A 17,981-nucleotide genomic window follows, 5' to 3' on the forward strand; every position below is an offset into this window, starting at 1 on the left:
CGGTCCGCAGGGACCCGCCTCAGTAGTAACGGTGGTTCGGCTTGTCCATCCACCCCTGTAGGCACGCACGCCGAGCTTGCGGTGGAGCTGCTCGATGTGGATCCGGCGCGGGGGAGTCGGTCCGGGCCGCCGCGCAGACCCGCACGGCCTGGCCCCCGAGGGGCTGCGCGGCGTCCCGGACGTTCACCCGGTGTACGCGACGGGAAGCGCGAAAGCGTTGTCGTTCGGCGAGGTGGACGGGACCTTCCCGGGCCCGGCCCGCCACCTCGTCCGGTCGCGGACTCCGAGGTCGACGGGCGTTTCGACTCCGGGGTTCTGGGCAGCGGCTCGGCAACGGAGAAGTAAGGAGGGCCCGATGTCGACAGGAGAACTCGTCGCGATCATCGTGCCGATCGCCGTCGTGGTGGTCCTCGTTGCCGCGGTGCTGTGGTTCGTCAACCGCCGCCGCCGGCTGCGGGAACGATTCGGCCCCGAGTACGAACGGACCGTGAACCGGTCGGACAGCCGGATCGCGGCTGAACGCGAGCTGCGGGAGCGCGAGACGCGCCACCGGGAGCTGGACATCAGACCGCTGCCGACCGAGGCGAGGCAGCGCTACAGCCGGGACTGGATCCAGGTGCAGCAGGAGTTCGTCGACCGGCCGGGTACGGCGGTCCAGGACGCCGACCGCCTGGTCACGACGCTGATGCGGGACCGCGGCTACCCGACGGAGGACTACGAACAGCGGCTGCGTGATCTGTCGGTCGAGCACGGCCGCACCCTGGAGCACTACCGCGCCGCGCACGCCGTCAACACCCACGCCGGCCGCGGCGAGGCCACCACCGAGGAGCTGCGGGGGGCGATGGTGCACTACCGCGCGCTGTTCGACGAGCTCCTCGACGGCGAGCCGGAACGGGGCGGGACGGAACGGGGCGGGACGGAACGAGACGGAACGGAGCGACCGAGATGACTCCGATGGAACACGACGACGAGCGACGGACGTCGACCGAGGACATCCTCGCGGGCACGACGGCCGACGAGCAGCCGCAGACGCGGGAGACGCAGGAGCGGGCCGTATACCCCGGCGAGGCGACGGGGAAGGAGCCGGGCACGGACGACACGGCCGGTGGAACGGAGACGGCAGGGGCGGGGGCAGCCGGAGGAACGACCGGCCGGACGGCCGAGGGCGAGGTGCCCACCGACGGTGGGGGCGAGCGGGAGGAGCACAAGCGGGAGGAGCGCGAGTCCCTCCTGCCGCCGGACGAGGCGGACGAGCTGCGTTCGCGCTGGCAGGAGGTCCAGACGCGCTTCGTCGACGCGCCCCGCGAGGCCGTTCGCGACGCGGACGAGCTGGTCGCCGATCTGATGCGCCGTCTGGCCGAATACTTCGCCGGCCGCAAGCACGGGCTGGAGAGCCAGTGGAACCGTGACGGGGAGGCCGACACGGAGGAGCTGAGGGTGGCGCTGAAGCAGTACCGCGCCTTCTTCGACCGACTGCTCAGCAATTGAGGACCGGGCGGCGGCCTTCACCGGACCGGTGTCCTCCCCGTAGAGGCGCTGATCCGGTGGCGCAGGTGCTCGGCGAGCAGGCTCCCGGCACGGCTGCGAGTGTGAGAGCTCCCGCTTCCAGCAGTCCCCGCTCTTCCTGCCCCGGGCAGTGGGATTCGGGTACGCCGCCGGGCGCTCCACCACCCCGGTCCTGCGAGGCCGCGGCGGACACCGACGCACCCGGTCAGCCGGCCTCGGGCAGGCGGACGTGCAGGACGCCGTCACCGTCGGTGCGGGTCTCGAAGCGGGGCTGCGGGGCGGTGGCGGGCCCGCCGACGTTCCAGCCGTCGGTGAGCCGGAACAGGCTGCCGTGCCAGGGGCAGCGCACGCACCCGTCGACGACCTCGCCCTCGGTGAGCGGTCCGGCCATGTGGCTGCACCGGGCCGCCAGGACGTGGACGGTGTCCTCGGACTCGCGCACCACGAGCAGGGGGACGTCGCCGATGGTGCGCCGGACGGGCAGGCCCACCTGGAGGTCGGCCAGGCGGCCGAGCGGGTGCCAGCCGGGCCCGACCAGGTGGGCGACGGGTTCGGTCTTGTTCGTTCCCGCGCCCTGCCGGTAGGCGACGTGGCCGCCGAGGTAGGCCCCGGCGGTCGCGGCGGCGGCGCCGGTGAAGCCGAGCACTCGGCCGAGCCCGTGGTGGCCCCGCCCCCGGGCGGCCCACGAGCCGCCGTACAGGGCGATCGCCGCGCCGACGCCGAGGGCGTGCACCAGGCCGGTGCGCATCTGCTGTTCGTGCTGTTCGGCCCAGTCGACCCAGCCGCACCAGGCGGCGGGGACGGCGGTGATCACACCGAGCGCCACCAGGAGGTGGGCCGGCCGGCGGGCGCCGGGTGTCAGGTCGAGGACGGCCGCGCAGGTCCAGGCGCCGATGGGGATCTGGACCAGGGCGGGGTGCAGGGGATGGCCGAGCGGGAGCCCGTGCAGCACGTCGCGTGCCCGGCCCAGCGGCAGCGCCCGGATGATCCGTCTCAGCGGCTGGGTCACGGAGTCGAGTCCGTCGGCTTCCGCGAGCGCGTCGATCGCCTTCAGCAGGCGCTCGGTGGCGCCCCGGGAACGGTGGTCGGCGGTGTCGCCGACGCAGGTGAACAGGCTCCTCGTCATGGACCCCAGCCTGCGGGTGGGTCCGGCCGCGGGCACGGCGGCGTGGGCCGTGCGGAGCAAGCTCCGCCGGCCGGACGTTCCGGCGGGGCCCGGACCCGCCGATAGCTGTCGTCACCGCGTCGGCACGGTGTGGTGGCGGTCTCGGTGTCGGCCCGGTCGGCGTTGACTCGGTGTGACGGGGGTGGGGCTTCATCGCGAAGAACTCGTGCGAGCCGTGCGTGGCCTCACGCCCGACCTCGGCGTTCGGTGAGTCGATCCTCGCGTCGCCGGGGCCGCGGCGCGCTGGGGAGAACTGCCGTCTTCCCCGGGGGCAACCCCCCAGGTCGGATCCGGTGGCCGGCCCCCCGGCCGACGGCGGCCCGCCGAACGTTACGGCGCCGCCGCGCCCGCCCGGACCGCGGGGCACCCTCGGCGGGCAGGCCTCCCGGAGCGTCGGGCTGCCACCACGGGGGTGACGGAGCGCCGCGCGCCGTGTGGGGGCGGCCGGACCGGGGGAGCCTCGTGCGATGGAGAAGGACATCACCGTACGGGTCGACGGCGCCGTGCACCGGCTGACCGTCGACACGCGTACGACGCTGCTCGACGCGCTGCGGGAACGGCTCGGAGTGACGAGCCCGAAGAAAGGGTGCGACCACGGACAGTGCGGCGCGTGCACGGTTCTGTCCGAAGGACGTCGCGTACTGGGCTGCCTCACGCTCGCGGTCACCCAGGACGGCGCCGAGGTGGTCACCGCGCAGGGGCTCGCCGACGGTGGCCTGCACCCGGTGCAGCAGGCCTTCATCGACTGCGACGCGCTCCAGTGCGGTTACTGCACCCCCGGGCAGGTGGTCTCCGCGGTCGGGGCGCTGGAGGAGTTCGCGCGGGGCTGGCCGAGCGCCGTCACCCGGGGCCCGGGCGCACCGCGGCTGGAGCGCGCCGAGGTGGCCGAGCGGATGAGCGGCAACCTGTGCCGCTGCGCCGCCTACGTCAACATCGTCACCGCCGTGCTGCAGGCGGCCGGGCAGCTTCCGACGGGGCAGTCCCCGGCCCGGCGGGCCACCGAGCCGGAGGTGTCCGGATGAGACCGTTCGACCACCACCGCCCCGCCGACGCCGCAGCCGCCGTGCGCAGCGTCGCCGGCGACCCGGACGCGGTGTTCCTCGGCGGTGGGACGAACCTGGTGGACCACCTCAAGCTGGGGGTCGTGCGGCCCGCCCTGGTCGTCGACCTCGCCGGTGTCCTGCCGGCCGGGGTCGAGGAACTCGGCGGGGGAGCCCTGAGGATCGGTGCGGGAATGAGCAACAGCGCGCTCGCCGCGCATCCCCGGGTCCGTGAGTGGTTCCCGGTGCTGTCGCAGGCGCTGCTGTCAGGGGCATCGGGGCAGTTGCGCAACATGGCCACCACCGGCGGCAATCCGCTGCAGCGCACCCGCTGCGTCTACTTCCAGGACGTCACCACCCCGTGCAACAAGCGGGAGCCGGGCTCGGGCTGTTCCGCGATCCGGGGGTGGACCCGCCACCACGCGATCCTCGGCGCGTCCGAGCACTGCGTCGCGGTCCATCCCTCCGACATGGCGGTGGCGCTGGCCGCGCTCGGGGCACGGGTACGGGTGCTCGGGCCGGACGGCGAGCGCACGATCCCGTTCGTCGACCTGCACCGGCTGCCCGGCGACACCCCCGAGCGCGACACGGTGCTCGAGCACGGTCAGCTGATCACCGCGATCGACCTGCCGGCGCAGCCGATCGCCCGCCGCTCGGCCTACCGCAAGGTGCGCGACCGGGCCTCGTACGCGTTCGCCCTGGTCAGCGTGGCCGCCGCGCTCGACGTCCGGGACGGGGTGGTGGTGGACGCGCGGGTCGCCTTCGGCGGCGTGGCACACGTGCCGTGGCGCGCGTACCGGGCGGAGGAGGTGCTGCGGGGCGCTCCCGCCTCGGAAGACGCCTTCCGGGCCGCCGCGGACGCCGAGCTCGCCGCCGCCCGGCCGGCCGAAGGACTGGGCGGCGGCAACGCGTTCAAGATCCCGCTGCTGCGCCGCACCCTCGCCGCGACTCTGCGCGGCCTGGCCGGAGAGGACACCCCGTGACGTTCCCCCACGAGCCGGCCGCCGTCGGCCGCGACCTGCCCCGCCGGGACGGGGCCGTCAAGGTCCTGGGCACCGCCACCTACGCCCACGAGACTCCGTTGGCGGACGCCGCCCACCTGCACGCCGTCCAGGCCACCGTCGCCCGGGGACGCGTCACGGAGCTGGACACCGCCGCGGCCGAGGCGCTCGACGGGGTGGTCGCGGTGCTCACCCACGACAACGCGGAGCGCCTGGCGTCCACCGCGGACCGGGAGCTGGCGGTCCTGCAGGACGCGGAGGTCGCCTTCCGCGGCCAGGTCGTCGCGCTCGTCGTCGCGGACAGCTCCGAGGTGGCGAGGCACGCGGCCGCGCTCGTCCGGGTCGGCTACGCGCAGCAGGCGCACGACGCCGAACTGCGGGCCGACCGCGAGGACCTGTACGCACCGCGGAAGGTGAACCCGGATCTTCCCACCGACACCGTCGAGGGCGACGTGGACGCCGCGATGGCGGCCGCGCAGGTGAGCGTCGACGAGACGTACAGCACCGCGATGTACCACAACAACCCGATGGAACCGCACGCCACGTCGGCCCTGTGGGATCCGGCGGGTGAGGGCTTCCTCACCCTGTGGGACTCCACCCAGGGGGTCCATCCGACGCGGTCCGCGCTGGCATCGCTGTTCGGTCTCGACGAGGCACGGGTGCGGGTGGTCTGCCCGTACGTCGGGGGCGGGTTCGGTTCCAAGGGGCAGCCTCACGTCAACGTGGTGCTCGCCGCGCTGGCCGCGCGGGCAGTGCCCGGCCGGGCGGTGCGGCTGGCGCTGACCCGGCAGCAGATGTTCGCCCTGACCGGCTACCGCACCCCGACCATCCAGCGCTGCCGGCTCGCGGCTGACCGGGACGGCAGGCTCACCGCCGTCGCGGTCGACGCCGTCGAACAGACGTCGCGCATCAAGGAGTTCGCCGAGCAGACCGGCGTCCCCGCGCGCATGATGTACGCCTCGCCGAACCGGCGCACCACGCACCGGCTGGCCGCCCTCGACGTGCCGGTGCCGTCCTGGATGCGCGCCCCGGGCGAGTGCCCCGGGATGTTCGGCCCCGAGGTGGCGATGGACGAGCTGGCCGAGCGCCTCGGCCTGGACCCGGTCGACCTGCGGATCCGCAACGAGCCCGCCGTCGAACCCGGCTCGGGCAAGCCGTTCTCCAGTCGCGGCCTGGTCGGCTGCCTGCGGGAGGGCGCGGCGCGGTTCGGCTGGTCGCGGCGCGATCCCCGGCCGGGCGTGCGCCGTCGGGGTGACTGGCTGGTCGGTACGGGCGTGGCGGCCTCCACCTACCCGGTCAGCCGGATGCCGAAGTCGACGGCGACGATCCGGCGGGAGGGCGGGGGCTACGTGGCCGAGATCGGTGCGGCCGACCTCGGTACCGGCACCTGGACCACGCTGGCGCAGATCGCCGCGGACGCGCTCGGCGTGCCGGTGGCCCGGGTGGAGGTGCGGATCGGCGACACGGACTACCCGGTGGCGTCGGTGGCCGGGGGCTCCTCGGGCATGACGACGTGGGGCTCGGCCGTGGTCGAGGCCGCGCGCGCCCTGCGCAGCCGGTACGGGGCCGAGCCGCCGGACGGGGCGCGGGCCTCCGGCAGCGTCGGACCGCCGGACGAGCGCTACGCGATGCACGCCTTCGGGGCGCAGTTCGCCGAGGCGCGCGTCCATGCGGACACCGGCGAGGTGCGGGTGCCGCGCCTGCTGGGAGTGTTCGCGGCCGGCCGGATCATCAACCCCCGCACGGCGCGTTCGCAGTTCGTCGGCGGGATGACGATGGGGCTGTCCATGGCCCTGCACGAGAACGGAGTGCTCGACCCGCGAACCGGCCACGTGGTCAACCACGACCTCGCCGATTACCACATCACGACCAACGCGGACGTCGACGGGATCGAGGCGCACTGGCTCGCCGAGCACGATCCCCACGTCAACGCCGTGGGGTCCAAGGGCATCGGGGAGATCGGGATCGTCGGGACGGCCGCCGCGGTGTCGAACGCGGTGTGGCACGCCTGCGGGGTGCGGGTGCGGGACCTGCCGATCACGCTGGACAAGGTCCTGCCCGCGCTGGAGGAGCGGGCCGGGCGGTGACGCCGCGGGGCGCCGTCACAGCCGGCCCGGGCTCGCAGGGGGTCAGCCGCTGGAGCAGGTCCGCAGGCGGACCTGCTCCTCCAGGCGGGCCGGGCTGTCGCGGCCCGGCCCGCCTGGACCGTCGTGACGGCCCGGCCGGCCCGGCTCCTTGGGCGCCGGGCGGTCACGATCGTGGTCGACAACACATCTCTGCACCCCGACGAGGCCGCGGTACGGGACATCGAGCACCTCGCCCTCTGACCGGGGGCGGCCCGGCAGCTCCGCCGCCCTGCCCGTCGCCCCGGCCGGTACGCCCCAGCAACACGGCCAAAGTGGGGTGATGTCCCCGGTTTGGTAGGGTCGGACCACCACCGGGGGGTAGTCCCCGTTTTCCAGGGGGGAAGAACGTGCCGGCTCCGACACTTGCTCCGACGCTTCAGGACCTGTCTCCCGCAGACCTCGACGTCACCATCGACCCGTACCCCGCCTACGCGGCACTGCGCGAGAAAGGGCCGGTCCACCGGGTGCTCGTCCCGGGATCCGGCGAAGCGTGGCTCGTCGTCGCCCGTGACGAGGCCCGCGCCGCCCTCACGGATCCCCGGCTGAGCAACGACATCCGGCACTCCTCCTCCTGGACCGACGACGGGGGCCACGCCCTCGGGGTCAACATGCTCCAGAGTGACCCGCCCCAGCACACCCGGCTGCGCGAACTGGTCGCCGGCACGTTCACGGCCGGTCGGATCCGGGCGCTGCGCCCCCGCATTCGGGAGATCGCCGACACCCTGATCGACGCCCTGCCCGAAGCGGGTTCCGTGGACCTCGTCGCCTCCTACGCCCTGCCGCTGCCGATGACCGTCATCTGTGAACTGCTCGGCGTACCGGAGGCGGACCGCGCCGACTTCCACGCCTGGTCCACCGAACTGGTCGCGCCCAGCTCCCCGCAGGCCGCCGGCGCGGCGGCCGGCGCCATGACCGGCCACCTCACGGCCCTCATCGAGGAACGCCGGACCAGCCCGCGCCAGGACCTGCTCAGCGCGCTCGTCACCCCGGCCGCCGACGGGCTCTCCGCCGAGGAACTGCTCGGGATGGCCTTCCTCCTCCTCGTCGCGGGGCACGAGACCACCGTGAACCTCATCTCGGGGACGGTCCTCTCCCTGCTCACCCACCCCGAGCAGCTCGCCGCCCTGCGCGCCGATCCCGGCCTCGTCGACGGCGCGATCGAGGAGACCCTCCGGCATGACGGCCCGGTGGAGTCCGCGGCCTTCCGCTACGCCACCGAACCGGTACGGGTCGGCGACACCACCATCCCGGCAGGCGACAGCGTCCTCGTCTCCCTGGCCGCGGCCTCACGCGACCCGCGCCACTTCCCCGATCCGGACAGGTTCGACGTCCACCGCAAGCCCGCCGGCCACCTCGCGTTCGGCCACGGCATCCACCACTGTCTCGGCGCCCCCCTCGCCCGGCTCGAAGCCGCCATCGCCCTGCGCACCCTGATCGAGCGTCGCCCGCACCTCGCCCTCGACGCCGACCCGGCAGACCTCGTGCGGCGGCCGAGCACCATGCTGAGGGGACTGACGAGCCTGCCGGTGCGCTTCCACGACGCGAGCGACGCCGCAGGCTGACACGCTCCCGTGGGCGCGCCGGTCGCGGGGCTTCCGGCGCCGATCGCCACACCCCCGCGTGCGGAACCACTCGCCCACGGGCCCGTCACCCGGAGCCGCCGCCCACTGGACGGCGCACCGACCGGGAGCTACGCCGCCGTGGCGCCTTCGGCGTCCAGCAGCTCGGTGAGCGACGCCCGGTGCAGGGCCGTGACGGGTTCGAGCAGGTCGGGATGGCGCAGCAGCACGGCGGCTTCGCCGTCGTCGACTCCGGGGTCGATCAGGCGCCGCAGGCCCTGGTCGTGGGCCCGGGCCTGGGCGGGGAGCATGGCAGCGGTCAGCATCCGGTGGGCGCGGGCGGCGAGGGCCGGTTCGGCCAGGAGGCATGCGGCCCAGCTGACGACGGTCTCGTCCACCCAGGTGCGCCAGGCGGCGTCCGCAGGTTCGGCGTCGTTGCCGGTGAGCCAGTCCAGCCGGTCCGACCCGCCGGGGCCGAGCAGGTGCAGCAGTTGTACGTCGAGGTCGCCGGGGTAGCGCAGGTGGGCCGCGACGGTGGTGGCCTGAACGGCCTGGGCCTCGGCCAGCGCGGCGTTGAGCGCGCCTGCCGGTGGCGGGTAGGCGATCAGTAGCCAGCGGCTGGAGGCGGCTATGACGGGGGCGAGGTCGGTGGGCACGGCGATCGGTCCCTCGGGGGCGGGCTCGCCGGTGTCCGTGGGTCGGGGCCGAAGCGAGCTGCTCGGTGTGCGGGGCTTCGCTGCCCTGCTGCTCGCCGACCAGTGTAGGCGGGACGGCGCGGCCGGCGGCATGACCGGCGTCACGCCCTACCCCACCGGACGGTGCGGGGCCGTCCGGTCGGGCGGTCGGGCGGTGCGGCTCAGGACTTGCCGCGGCCGGTGACGAAGTCGCGGGCCCGGTCGACCAGCCCCGCGCCCGGGGCGAGCAGCTTGCTGGCGCCCGGGCTGCTCGGGGCGGCCGGGTGCGGGCGGGTGGGGGCCATCGCCTTCGCGCGGCGGATCTTGTCCCCGAGGTCGTTCAGCTGCTCGGGCGTACAGGCCTGGGCCAGCCTGGGGAACAGATTGTCCTCCTCGTCCTGGACGTGGGCGGACACCTCGTCCATGAGCTGCCGCAGTACGGGGCTCATCTGCGCGTCGGCCGTATCCATCCGCTCCAGCTTCTTGAGGATCTTCTCGACCCGGGCGTGGTCCTCGAGCTCCTTGTCCGCGAGCCCGTCCCCGCCCTGGATGTGCTCGCGCACCGCCGGGTAGAGGTACTGCTCCTCGGCCACCGAGTGCCGCACCAGCTCGATGGTGACCTGGTCCACCAGGTCCCGCAGCTCCTGTCCGTGCCCGGGCATCACCCGGATCCGGCCGAACATCTCCTCCACCTCCCGGTGGTCGGCCTTCAGCTCCTCGATCACGTTTCCGTCGTGCCCCATCGTGTTTCCGCCTCTCGTCGTGGCCGGGTCCGCACCCGGCCGGAACGAAGTGATCCCCGGCCCGGGCGGGCCCACGCGGGTGAGCCGCACGCAGCTCACCCGATCGGCTCCGCACCGCGCCTCGGACATGCGGCCCGCAGCGGCTCCTGCCTGGACGTGCCCACTTCGAGTACCGGTGCGGGCACGGACAGGATCAGCTGACTGTGCGTGCCGGTGGTGTTACTCTCCTAAGAGAGAGCTGACTCTCACTTGTCGGCCGGACGCCATGGCGCCCGTCCTGGCCCGGGCCCGCAGGGGAGAACGGTTCCGCCCAGCGTTCGCTGCTCTTGCGGCCCTTCGGCCGGTGAGGAGAGACCATGACCGCCCCCGCACCGCAGTTACCCTTCGAGCGTCCCAACGCCCTGGACCTGGCGCCGCTGTTCGCGCGCCTGCGCGAGGCAGGCCCGATCACGCGGGTGACGACGCCCGCCGGCGACCCGGCCTGGCTGGTGACCCGCTACGAGGAAGCCCGGGAGATCCTGAGCGACACCCGGTTCTCCCGGTTGCGCCCCGACGTCGAGGGCGCCCCGAGGATCTCCGCCTCGGCGCTGCACACCCGCCCCGCCCCCACCCCCGAGGAGGAGGACCGCGAGCACGCGCGGATGCGCCGGATGCTGGCGCCCGCGTTCAGCGCGCCGCGGATGCGCCGGATGGGGGAGAGGATCGCGGAACTCGCCGCATCCTGCCTGGACACGATGGAGGAGGAGCGTTCCCGGGATCCGCGACGCGCCGTCAACCTGCACGACCACCTGTCGTTCCCGCTGCCGGTCATGGTGATCTGCGAGCTGCTGGGCGTGCCGGTGGAGGACCGGGGCCTGCTGCGCGGCTGGTCGGAGCGGATCGCCGCGCTGTACGGCGGCGCCGACGGGGCCGCCGCCATGGCCGAGTTCGAGGAGTACGTGGCCGCGATCGCCGAGGAGAAGCGCCGGCACCCGGGGCAGGACGTGATCAGCGACATCCTGGCCGTGCAGGCGCAGGACCCCTCGTTCACCGAGGAGGAGATGACCCGCCTGGCGGTGGGGCTGCTGTTCGCGGGCCACGAGACCACGTCGACCCGGATCGACCTGGGGGTCCTGTTCCTGCTCAGCGACACCGGCCGCCGCGACCGCTTCGCCGCCGACCCCGACGGGTCGGCCCGCGCCACGGTGGAGGAGGTCCTGCGGATGGCCGCGCCCGGCGCCCTGGGCCTGACCCGCTACGCCCGCGAGGACGTCACCGTCGGCGGGGCGGCGATCGCTCGGGGCGAGGCGCTGCTGGTGTCGATCAACGCCGCGAACCGGGACGGGCGGGCGTTCGAGGAGCCGGACGCCTTCGACCCGTCGCGTTCCCCCAACGCGCACCTCGCCTTCGGGTACGGCGGCCACTACTGCATCGGCAACGCGCTGGCCCGTACCGAGATGCAGATCGCGCTGACCGGGCTGTTCCGGCGCTTCCCCGGCCTGCGGCTCGCGGTGGACGCGCGCAGCCTGCGCGACCACTCCGAACGGCTGGCGGGCGGCATCGGCGAGGTGCCGGTCCTGTGGTGAACGGGGATCAGCCGCGAGAGCGGCCGGCCGCGCGGGTGACGGCGGACGCCTCGCGGTGCGTGTCGTCGGGGCAGTGCGCGGTGACCGCGCCGTCGGTGTTCGACCAGGACGAGGCCGGGCAGGTCGTGGTGCTGGCCGCCGAGCCCGTCGGGCGGGCGGCGGAACAGGCCCGCGAGGCGGCCGCCAGGTGCCCGGTCACGGCGCTCCGGTGGCATCCGGCGGGCTGAGCGGCGGCGGTGCCGGCCGCCCGGCGGGGCGGCCGGCACCTGCCTCGACGTCAGGGCGTGCGGGGGCGCAGCGCGGGGGCGGGACAGGGCAGTGGACGGGCCCCGGCGGGGGAGAGGCCGTCGAGGACCAGGGCCAGGTACCGGCGCCAGCCGTCCTCGCCCGGGCCGATCGTCCACAGCACCGAGACCAGCATGACGACGATGCGGTGCAGGTCGTCGGGTACGAGGTCGGCGCGGATCGCGCCCGCGCCCTGACCGCGCGCCAGCAGGTCGTCGAGGGCGGCGAAGAACTCCTCGCCGGTCGCCGGGGTCAGGACGCCGGCGGCCCGGGCGGCGGCCAGGACGTTGAAGTCGCCGGCCACCGACTCCAGGGCCGCCGCCAGCACGCGGGCCAGCCCGGACGCGGGGTCGGGGTCGTGGGCGGCGGCCTGGATGACGGGACGGACGTTCTCGCCGAAGCGCTGCTCCAGCACGGCCCGCAGGAGCGCGGCCTTGTCGGGGAAGCGTCGGAAGAGCGTCGCGGGCCCGACACCGGCCCGGCGCGCCACCTCGTCGAGGTGGGCTTCGGGGCCCTGTTCGGTGAAGACCTCCCGGGCAGCCCGGATGATCTTCTCAGCGTTGCGGGCGGCGTCGGCGCGCAGCAGCCGGGGAGCGTCGGGGACCATCCCCGCACCCTATCCAAGGGCCGCCGGGCGGCTCGCCGTGGAGCCGCCGGGCCGTCGAGCTGTGGAGCTGCCGAGCCGTCGAGCTGCCGGGCGAACCGGCCCGCGGCCACGTCCGACCACGGCAGCGGAAATCCATTGGGAGACACCCGCCCCGAGCAGCCACACTGACCGCATGCCGCACGAAGCCGATCAGTTCCTCGCCGACCTCGACCTGCTCTCGCACCCGGAACGCCAACAGCTCGTCGCCCGCACGGCCCGGCAGCTCGCCTCCGACGGCGAGCTCCCCGGGCTGCTGTCCGACCTAGAACGCTCCGGCGTGTACGGCCGTCGGCTGGCCGCGCTCGCCGCGTCGGCCGGTCGCGCCACCGGCTACCTCACCGAGCGGCTGACCGACCCCGACCCGGTGGTCCGCGGGTACGCCCTGCGTGCCGCCCGCACCCACGGCATCCCGGACGAGGCGATCGAGGCGGCCTTCACCGGGGCCTCCTGCACCCTGCGCCGGCAGCTGGCCCGGGTGGTGCGGCAGGGCCGCCGGCACCGGCTCGCCGAGCGGCTGGTGGGCCGTCTGCGCGCCGAGTGGGGCGACGCCGAGGCCGCCCGGCTGCTCTCCGCCTGCAGCCCCGCGTTCGTCGCCCGGACGCTGCCCGACCTCGCGCACGCCGCGCCGCTCGCACCGCTGGCCGCACGCTTCCCGGACGAGGTCCTCGACCACCTGGAGCAGGTGATCGCCGAGCGCCCCGAGACGCTGCGGCTCGGTCAGTGGCCCGCGCTCGCCGACGTCCTCGGCACGATCGCGCGAACCCGCCCCGAACGGCTCCTCGGCCTCCTGGAGCGGTTCGGCCCGGACCTCCCGCTGCGCCGCCACCACCTGCCGGCACTGGCCGCCGCGGACGCCGAACGCACCGTCCGCATCCTCGCCGACCCGCGGCGCGGCGCACTCGGGCCGTACACCGCACCGCCCACGAGCGGCACACTGCGCCGACTGGTGCGCGCCGACCCGCCCTCGCTGCCCGCCCTCGGCCGCCACTGGCTGGCCGCGCCCCGCTGCTTCGTCGCCCTGCTGCGCACCCTTCCGCCGGGCCGGCGCGACGCGTTCCTCGACCTCGTGTACGACGGTGCCCTGCCGCGGGAGGGCGAACTGCCCGCCCTGCTACCGCTGTTCCCGCACGCCCGCCGCCACGCCGAGGCGCGGCGGCAGGCCGCCGCGCGCCTCGCCGAGGGCCGCCCCTGGGCCCGGATCGCCCCCGTCCTGGCCTACCTGCCCACCGAGGAGGCCCAGCCGCAGCTGCGGGCGGCCCTGTCCCGCCCGGACGCCGACGACCGCGCCGCCGCCTGGACGGGCCTGCTCGCCAACGCGGCCGCCTCCGACGACCGGGCCGCCGTCCAGGACGCGCTCGCACTGCTCCCGCGGCTGCGCCACGAGCAGGACCCGGTGCGCTGCGCGGCGCTGACCGCACTGGTCCAGGTGCCCGCCCGGTTGCTGACCCCGGCGGCGGTGCCCCACCTCGACGCCGCCGTGCAGGACGCGGTGGACGCCCGTGACTGCTCGTACGCCACCCGGGCCGCCCTGCAGCGGCTGGTCGCCGAGGTGCTGCGCGAGCACGCCCTCGCCGACGGGTCCGAACTGGTCGACTGGGCACTGCGGAGCCTGCGGCGGATCGCCGGGCAGAGCGGCACGGTCGAACTCGGCCCACTGGAGCACCGGCTGCGCCGGGGCCAGGAACACTCCGTGTTCGCGACCCTGCGGCCATGGCTGGACACCATGGCCGACACCGCGGAGTACTGGCTGCTGTTCACCCTGACCCGCTCGCTCGGCCGCCGCGCCCGGGGCATCCCCGAGCTGCAGGAACTCCTCCTGCACGCCCTGCAGTTCGGGTCGGACGCCGCGTTCACGAAGGCCGCCGGCCTGTGGCTGGACGACCCGCGCACCCGCGGCGCCCGGGTCGCCGAGATCCTCGAACTCGAGCCCTCCGCCGCCGTCCTGTCGCCGGTGTGCGAGGTGCTGGTCGAACAGCGCACCGACCTCCTCGACCCGCTCCTCGCCCCCGAACCGCCGTACGGGAGGTTCCTGAAGCACCCGCAGCGGGCGGCCCTGCCCCCCACCTGGTCGGCGAGCCGCTGGACCCCGCGCCAGTGGCGGGCCACCGCCCTGCTCGCCGCCACGGCGGCCGGCGACCCGACCCTGCCGCTGCACGCACGGGCCGCGGCCGTCCGCGCCGCCGCCGCGATACCCGAGTACGGCGAGGCGGTCGTCCGCGCCCAGCTGGACTCCGCCGAGGTGGTGCTCGCCGAGGCGGCGCTCGCCGCACTGGTCTGGACGGACCGGCCCGCCGACGCGCTGCGCGACCTGCTCGCCCACGCGGGCGGCGACCGCGCCCGGGTCGCGATGTACGCGGCCACCCGAGCCGCCCGGTTCGCCCCGCCCCACGAGCTCGCCGAGCAACTCGGCGCCCTGCTGTCCGGAACCCACGGCAGCAAGGTGACCAGCCGCAAGGAGGCGGTGCGGCTCGCTGCCGAGCACCTGCCGCCGCGGACCGCCGCCGACCTACTGGTGGCCGCGTGCCGCGTCGAGGGCCAGCACCACGACGTGCGCGCCGCCGCGGTCGCCTTCGCGGCCGGCCTGCTGGACGCCGAACCGGTCTGGGACCTGCTCGCCGAAGCCGCCGAACAGGCCCCGCCGCCCGTGCGCCGCGCCGTCCTGCGGGCCGACCCGGCGCACCTGCCCGAGGCCCACCGCGCCCGCTACGCCCGCCTGGTGGCCTCCGTCGCCGCCGCGGCCGACCCGGAGGTCGCGGCGCCGGCCCTGGCCGCACTGCCGCGGTGGGCCGTCTGGGCCCCGGAGACCGCCGACGTGGCCCGACGGGCCGTCACCGATCCGGCGAACCGCGGCGGCTGGCAGCAGGCCGCGGGCGCCGTCCGCGCGCTCGCCGCCTCCGGCCTGCCGCACCCGCTCGGCGGCGCCGCCCCCGGCAGCCTGCTGCACCGCACCCTCACCGAACTCGCCGCCGCCACACGGACGGACGACCTCCACGCCGCCGACGACCGGGACCTCCCGGCCCGCCGGAGGCTCACCCACCTCGCCGACCTCCCCGCCGACGACCACTACCGGCCACTGCTCGCCGGCACCGCCGACCTGCTCGCGGCCGAACCCGGCCTGGCGGGCGTCCGAGCGGCCGCGCTGCGCCGCCTGGTGGACCCGGCGGCCGGCCCCCAGGCACTGGCAGACGCGCTCGGCACCCTCGCCGACGCCCACCGGGGCCGCCCGGCGGCGGCCGCGCTCACCGCGCTGACGCTGCTGCGGGAGCACGCCTCCGGCCCGCTGCCGCCGCCCGGGACACTCGACGCGCTGGCGCACACCGCCCGCCGCGACGACACCGACCCGGCCGCCGGACTGTTCGCAACGGCGCTGACCGAGGCGTTCGGGGACCGCCTCGGCTGGCCCCGGGAATGGCGGGCCCTGCTGCGCGAACTGCGCAGCCACCCCTCGGCGGACGTCCGCGAGCGCGCCCTCGCGGCCGTCATCCACCGGGAGTGACCGACGGCCGGCCCACCCGACGTACGGCCACCAGCCGGGATCCCGGGGCTGTGACGGGACCGGGCGAGCAGGCTGTCCTCCGTCGACCGTCAGGTCGCCCTCCCCGACGTGTCTCACCCCGCGCCGGCCGCCCCGGCGGCCGGCGCGGACAGCACGTCGAGTTCGTGGCCGATCGCCTCGCGCAAGGCGTCGTGCTCCGGTCCGAGCACGCTCGCGGGATCGCGCCAGTTCTCCGGGGGATACCGCCACACCGGGTGGCCGACGAGGTCCGGGCTCTCCCACTCGAACCGGGGCCAGACATGTGCGTGGAGGAAGTCGTCGGTGTTTCCGAGGATCTCCAGGTTCACGCGCCGGAACTCCGGGTCCAGTCGCCGGCAGGCCCGCTCCACGGCCTCACCCAGCCGGTCCATGTCCGACAGGAAGGCCATCCGCTTGGTCCGGGGAAGATCGGACAGACGCCGCACAGCGGGCTCGTCCACCAGGAGAACGGAGTACCCGGGCAGGAACTGCACGTCACCGATCACCGCGAACCCGGCGTCAAGCCGCCGGAGCACAGTGGGGTTCACGCCTTTCAGGGCGCTGCCGATCCTGTCGTCCCGCCAATCGCCACCCATGACGGCGCAGCCTATACAGGCACGCGCTGTCGATCGCTTCCGACGCCCGGCGACTCCGAACGGGTCCCCCTCGACGCTCGTGCGAGTGACGACTCGTGGCGTGGAAGCGAGCTGAGGCTGTCCTGACGCGCCAGTGCGCAAGGGTTCGGCCACGACTTTTTCTTGCGGACGCGGAGGCGATCGTGACTGCCGGACGGAATGTTGGTGTGGGGTGGCTGGTTCGGGTGGCCGCGCCGGTTGTGCTGCTGGCGCTGGCGACGGGGTGCGGCGGTGGCGGTGGCTCGTCCTCCGGCACGACGCCCGCGTCGACCCAGTCGACCGCGGAGACGCCCGCGCCGACGGCGTCGTCCGGCTCGAATCCGAGTCCGAACGCGATCGCCACGCTCTTTCCCGGCAGCAATGGCGCCCCGGCGGTGACCAAGGCGCAACTCCCCGCCACGCAGCTCGGCGGGCACACCGTCGAACCCGTGGTGCTCGCCGGACGTCCCAGCACCCCTGAAAGCGGCACCGCCGCCGCCTCCGCCTCCGCCGCGGGCACGACGGCCGCCGCCGCCGCCTCCGCCGCCGGCACGACGATCGGGGCCGTGCATCTGTCGGCGGGAAGCTTCTCGGTGGCCGACAACCCGTGTACCGGAAGGACTCTTCACTCCGGGGACACCTGCACTCTGACGGTCGCGTTCCGTCCGACGACCGTCGGCACGCAGAGCGCCGAACTCACCGTCTACACGACGGCCGACGCGGTCTACCGCGTCGAGCTGGTCGGTGAGGGGCTGGAGCCTTCGCTTTCACCTTCGCCATCGGAGAACTCGCCCACGCACGAGAGCACGTCCTCGGCTGCGTCGCCCCCGGCTGTGTCGCCCCGCGCCACGTCGCCGGCGGCCACGTCGCCGCACGCCACGTCGCCCTCGGCCGTAGCAACGGAGAGCTGAGGCGTCAGCCGAGCGTCTCGATGCGGATGTCGTCGTCGTCCCGCAGGACCACGGTCACGTCCTCGGGCTGGCGGCGGTCGTACGAGACGAGGTAGTAGCGGGCGTTGGACTTGGCGAGCAGGATGAACCCCCGGTACTGGTAGCGGTACGGCCCGCCCGAATCGCCGAGGTCCGTGAAGTAGATGCCGCTGGCATCGTGGGTGATGAGGGAACGGGAGTAGATCAGGACGCTGACCCGTCCCGCGAATCCGGCTTCCGAGTCGCGAACGGCCTGGCCGTCCCCGGCTTCGTCCGCGTAGTGCGCCAGGGAGGTGGCCGTAGTACGACGACGTGTAGGTGCTGCCGATGTAGCACAGCAGGCCCACGACGACCGATCCCGGGGCCACGACGTAGGCGGCCTTCTCCAGGAACGCCTTGCTCCGGTCGTCCGGCGGCTTGGCCGCGGGTTCGGTGGCGGCCGCGGTGTCGCCGGTACCGCGGACGGTCCCGGCGCGTGCCACCGGCCGGCGGACCCGGCGAGCCGCGCCCCTGGCGCGAGAGGAACGCTCGGTACCGGTCATCCAGTTTCATGCCCCCACAACGAGACACCTCGTGCTTCGGTCGCGGACGGCCCGACGCCGGTGCGGGGGTCG

General features: G+C 75.0%; 15 protein-coding genes. 10 read left to right on the forward strand and 5 right to left on the reverse strand.

The genetic code is table 11. From position 1 onward, the window contains the following. Positions 1-355: 355 nt before the first annotated feature. Positions 356-949: a hypothetical protein gene (locus ACWDBE_RS00095; RefSeq protein ID WP_449791363.1), complete on the forward strand. Its 594-nt coding sequence runs from the start codon at positions 356-358 to the stop codon at positions 947-949. Continuing rightward, a complete protein-coding gene (locus ACWDBE_RS00100; protein ID WP_449791364.1) occupies positions 946-1,488 on the forward strand; it encodes a hypothetical protein in 543 nt (180 codons plus the stop codon). The genes ACWDBE_RS00095 and ACWDBE_RS00100 overlap by 4 nt, the downstream gene beginning before the upstream one ends. A gap of 223 nt (positions 1,489-1,711) precedes the next feature. Here ACWDBE_RS00100 and ACWDBE_RS00105 read toward each other — a convergent pair whose 3' ends face one another. Continuing rightward, complete coding sequence (locus ACWDBE_RS00105) at positions 1,712-2,632, reverse strand: Rieske 2Fe-2S domain-containing protein (protein WP_449791365.1); 921 nt, start codon at positions 2,630-2,632, stop codon at positions 1,712-1,714. Between the two features lie 506 nt (positions 2,633-3,138). Between ACWDBE_RS00105 and ACWDBE_RS00110 the strand changes: the two genes are divergently transcribed. The 4 genes from ACWDBE_RS00110 (at position 3,139) to ACWDBE_RS00125 (ending at position 8,400) form a co-directional block, all read left to right on the forward strand. Then, entirely contained in the window at positions 3,139-3,693 is a 555-nt protein-coding gene (locus tag ACWDBE_RS00110; RefSeq protein ID WP_449806609.1) for a (2Fe-2S)-binding protein, read from the forward strand. After that, positions 3,690-4,694 carry an FAD binding domain-containing protein gene (locus tag ACWDBE_RS00115; protein WP_449806610.1) on the forward strand — a complete coding sequence of 335 codons (1,005 nt, stop codon included), beginning with the start codon at positions 3,690-3,692 and terminating at the stop codon, positions 4,692-4,694. Before ACWDBE_RS00110 ends, ACWDBE_RS00115 begins: the two co-directional genes overlap by 4 nt. After that, on the forward strand, positions 4,691-6,799 hold the full coding sequence (locus ACWDBE_RS00120) for a xanthine dehydrogenase family protein molybdopterin-binding subunit (protein ID WP_449791368.1): 2,109 nt from the start codon (positions 4,691-4,693) through the stop codon (positions 6,797-6,799). Before ACWDBE_RS00115 ends, ACWDBE_RS00120 begins: the two co-directional genes overlap by 4 nt. Positions 6,800-7,221: 422 nt before the next feature. After that, a complete protein-coding gene (locus tag ACWDBE_RS00125) occupies positions 7,222-8,400 on the forward strand; it encodes a cytochrome P450 family protein (protein ID WP_449791420.1) in 1,179 nt (392 codons plus the stop codon). A 128-nt stretch (positions 8,401-8,528) separates the two neighbouring features. Here the strand turns inward: ACWDBE_RS00125 and ACWDBE_RS00130 are convergent, their stop codons facing one another. Together ACWDBE_RS00130 and ACWDBE_RS00135 are read right to left on the reverse strand one after the other, a co-directional pair. Then, on the reverse strand, positions 8,529-9,053 hold the full coding sequence (locus ACWDBE_RS00130) for a hypothetical protein (protein ID WP_449791369.1): 525 nt from the start codon (positions 9,051-9,053) through the stop codon (positions 8,529-8,531). 200 nt (positions 9,054-9,253) lie between these two features. Continuing rightward, positions 9,254-9,814, reverse strand: a complete 561-nt coding sequence (locus tag ACWDBE_RS00135; RefSeq protein ID WP_449791370.1) for a hemerythrin domain-containing protein — start codon at positions 9,812-9,814, stop codon at positions 9,254-9,256. 356 nt (positions 9,815-10,170) lie between these two features. Here ACWDBE_RS00135 and ACWDBE_RS00140 point away from each other — a divergent pair, with 356 nt between their 5' ends. Together ACWDBE_RS00140 and ACWDBE_RS00145 are read left to right on the forward strand one after the other, a co-directional pair. Next, positions 10,171-11,379, forward strand: coding sequence for a cytochrome P450 (locus ACWDBE_RS00140; protein WP_449791371.1), 1,209 nt, complete (start codon positions 10,171-10,173; stop codon positions 11,377-11,379). Continuing rightward, a complete protein-coding gene (locus tag ACWDBE_RS00145) occupies positions 11,376-11,606 on the forward strand; it encodes a ferredoxin (RefSeq protein WP_449791372.1) in 231 nt (76 codons plus the stop codon). Before ACWDBE_RS00140 ends, ACWDBE_RS00145 begins: the two co-directional genes overlap by 4 nt. Before the next feature lie 50 nt (positions 11,607-11,656). On the opposite strand, the gene ACWDBE_RS00150 is transcribed toward ACWDBE_RS00145, so the two are convergent. Further along, positions 11,657-12,271: a TetR/AcrR family transcriptional regulator gene (locus ACWDBE_RS00150; RefSeq protein WP_449791373.1), complete on the reverse strand. Its 615-nt coding sequence runs from the start codon at positions 12,269-12,271 to the stop codon at positions 11,657-11,659. Between the two features lie 172 nt (positions 12,272-12,443). On the opposite strand from ACWDBE_RS00150, the gene ACWDBE_RS00155 reads away from it, so the two are divergent. Further along, positions 12,444-15,806, forward strand: a complete 3,363-nt coding sequence (locus ACWDBE_RS00155) for a hypothetical protein (RefSeq protein ID WP_449806611.1) — start codon at positions 12,444-12,446, stop codon at positions 15,804-15,806. Positions 15,807-15,919: 113 nt separating this feature from the next. Here ACWDBE_RS00155 and ACWDBE_RS00160 read toward each other — a convergent pair whose 3' ends face one another. Further along, positions 15,920-16,420 carry an HIT family protein gene (locus ACWDBE_RS00160; protein ID WP_449791421.1) on the reverse strand — a complete coding sequence of 167 codons (501 nt, stop codon included), beginning with the start codon at positions 16,418-16,420 and terminating at the stop codon, positions 15,920-15,922. A gap of 182 nt (positions 16,421-16,602) precedes the next feature. On the opposite strand from ACWDBE_RS00160, the gene ACWDBE_RS00165 reads away from it, so the two are divergent. Beyond that, positions 16,603-17,349, forward strand: a complete 747-nt coding sequence (locus ACWDBE_RS00165; protein WP_449806612.1) for a hypothetical protein — start codon at positions 16,603-16,605, stop codon at positions 17,347-17,349. Positions 17,350-17,981: the final 632 nt, after the last annotated feature.

It is taken from the genome of Kitasatospora sp. NPDC001132, from assembly GCF_053598415.1.

Coding starts and splice junctions, on each gene's coding strand:
- ACWDBE_RS00095 (WP_449791363.1), top strand. CDS start 356: ATGTCGACAGGAGAACTCGTCGCGATCATCGTGCCGATCGCCGTCGTG.
- ACWDBE_RS00100 (WP_449791364.1), top strand. CDS start 946: ATGACTCCGATGGAACACGACGACGAGCGACGGACGTCGACCGAGGAC.
- ACWDBE_RS00105 (WP_449791365.1), bottom strand. CDS start 2,632: ATGACGAGGAGCCTGTTCACCTGCGTCGGCGACACCGCCGACCACCGT.
- ACWDBE_RS00110 (WP_449806609.1), top strand. CDS start 3,139: ATGGAGAAGGACATCACCGTACGGGTCGACGGCGCCGTGCACCGGCTG.
- ACWDBE_RS00115 (WP_449806610.1), top strand. CDS start 3,690: ATGAGACCGTTCGACCACCACCGCCCCGCCGACGCCGCAGCCGCCGTG.
- ACWDBE_RS00135 (WP_449791370.1), bottom strand. CDS start 9,814: ATGGGGCACGACGGAAACGTGATCGAGGAGCTGAAGGCCGACCACCGG.
- ACWDBE_RS00140 (WP_449791371.1), top strand. CDS start 10,171: ATGACCGCCCCCGCACCGCAGTTACCCTTCGAGCGTCCCAACGCCCTG.
- ACWDBE_RS00150 (WP_449791373.1), bottom strand. CDS start 12,271: ATGGTCCCCGACGCTCCCCGGCTGCTGCGCGCCGACGCCGCCCGCAAC.
- ACWDBE_RS00155 (WP_449806611.1), top strand. CDS start 12,444: ATGCCGCACGAAGCCGATCAGTTCCTCGCCGACCTCGACCTGCTCTCG.
- ACWDBE_RS00160 (WP_449791421.1), bottom strand. CDS start 16,420: ATGGGTGGCGATTGGCGGGACGACAGGATCGGCAGCGCCCTGAAAGGC.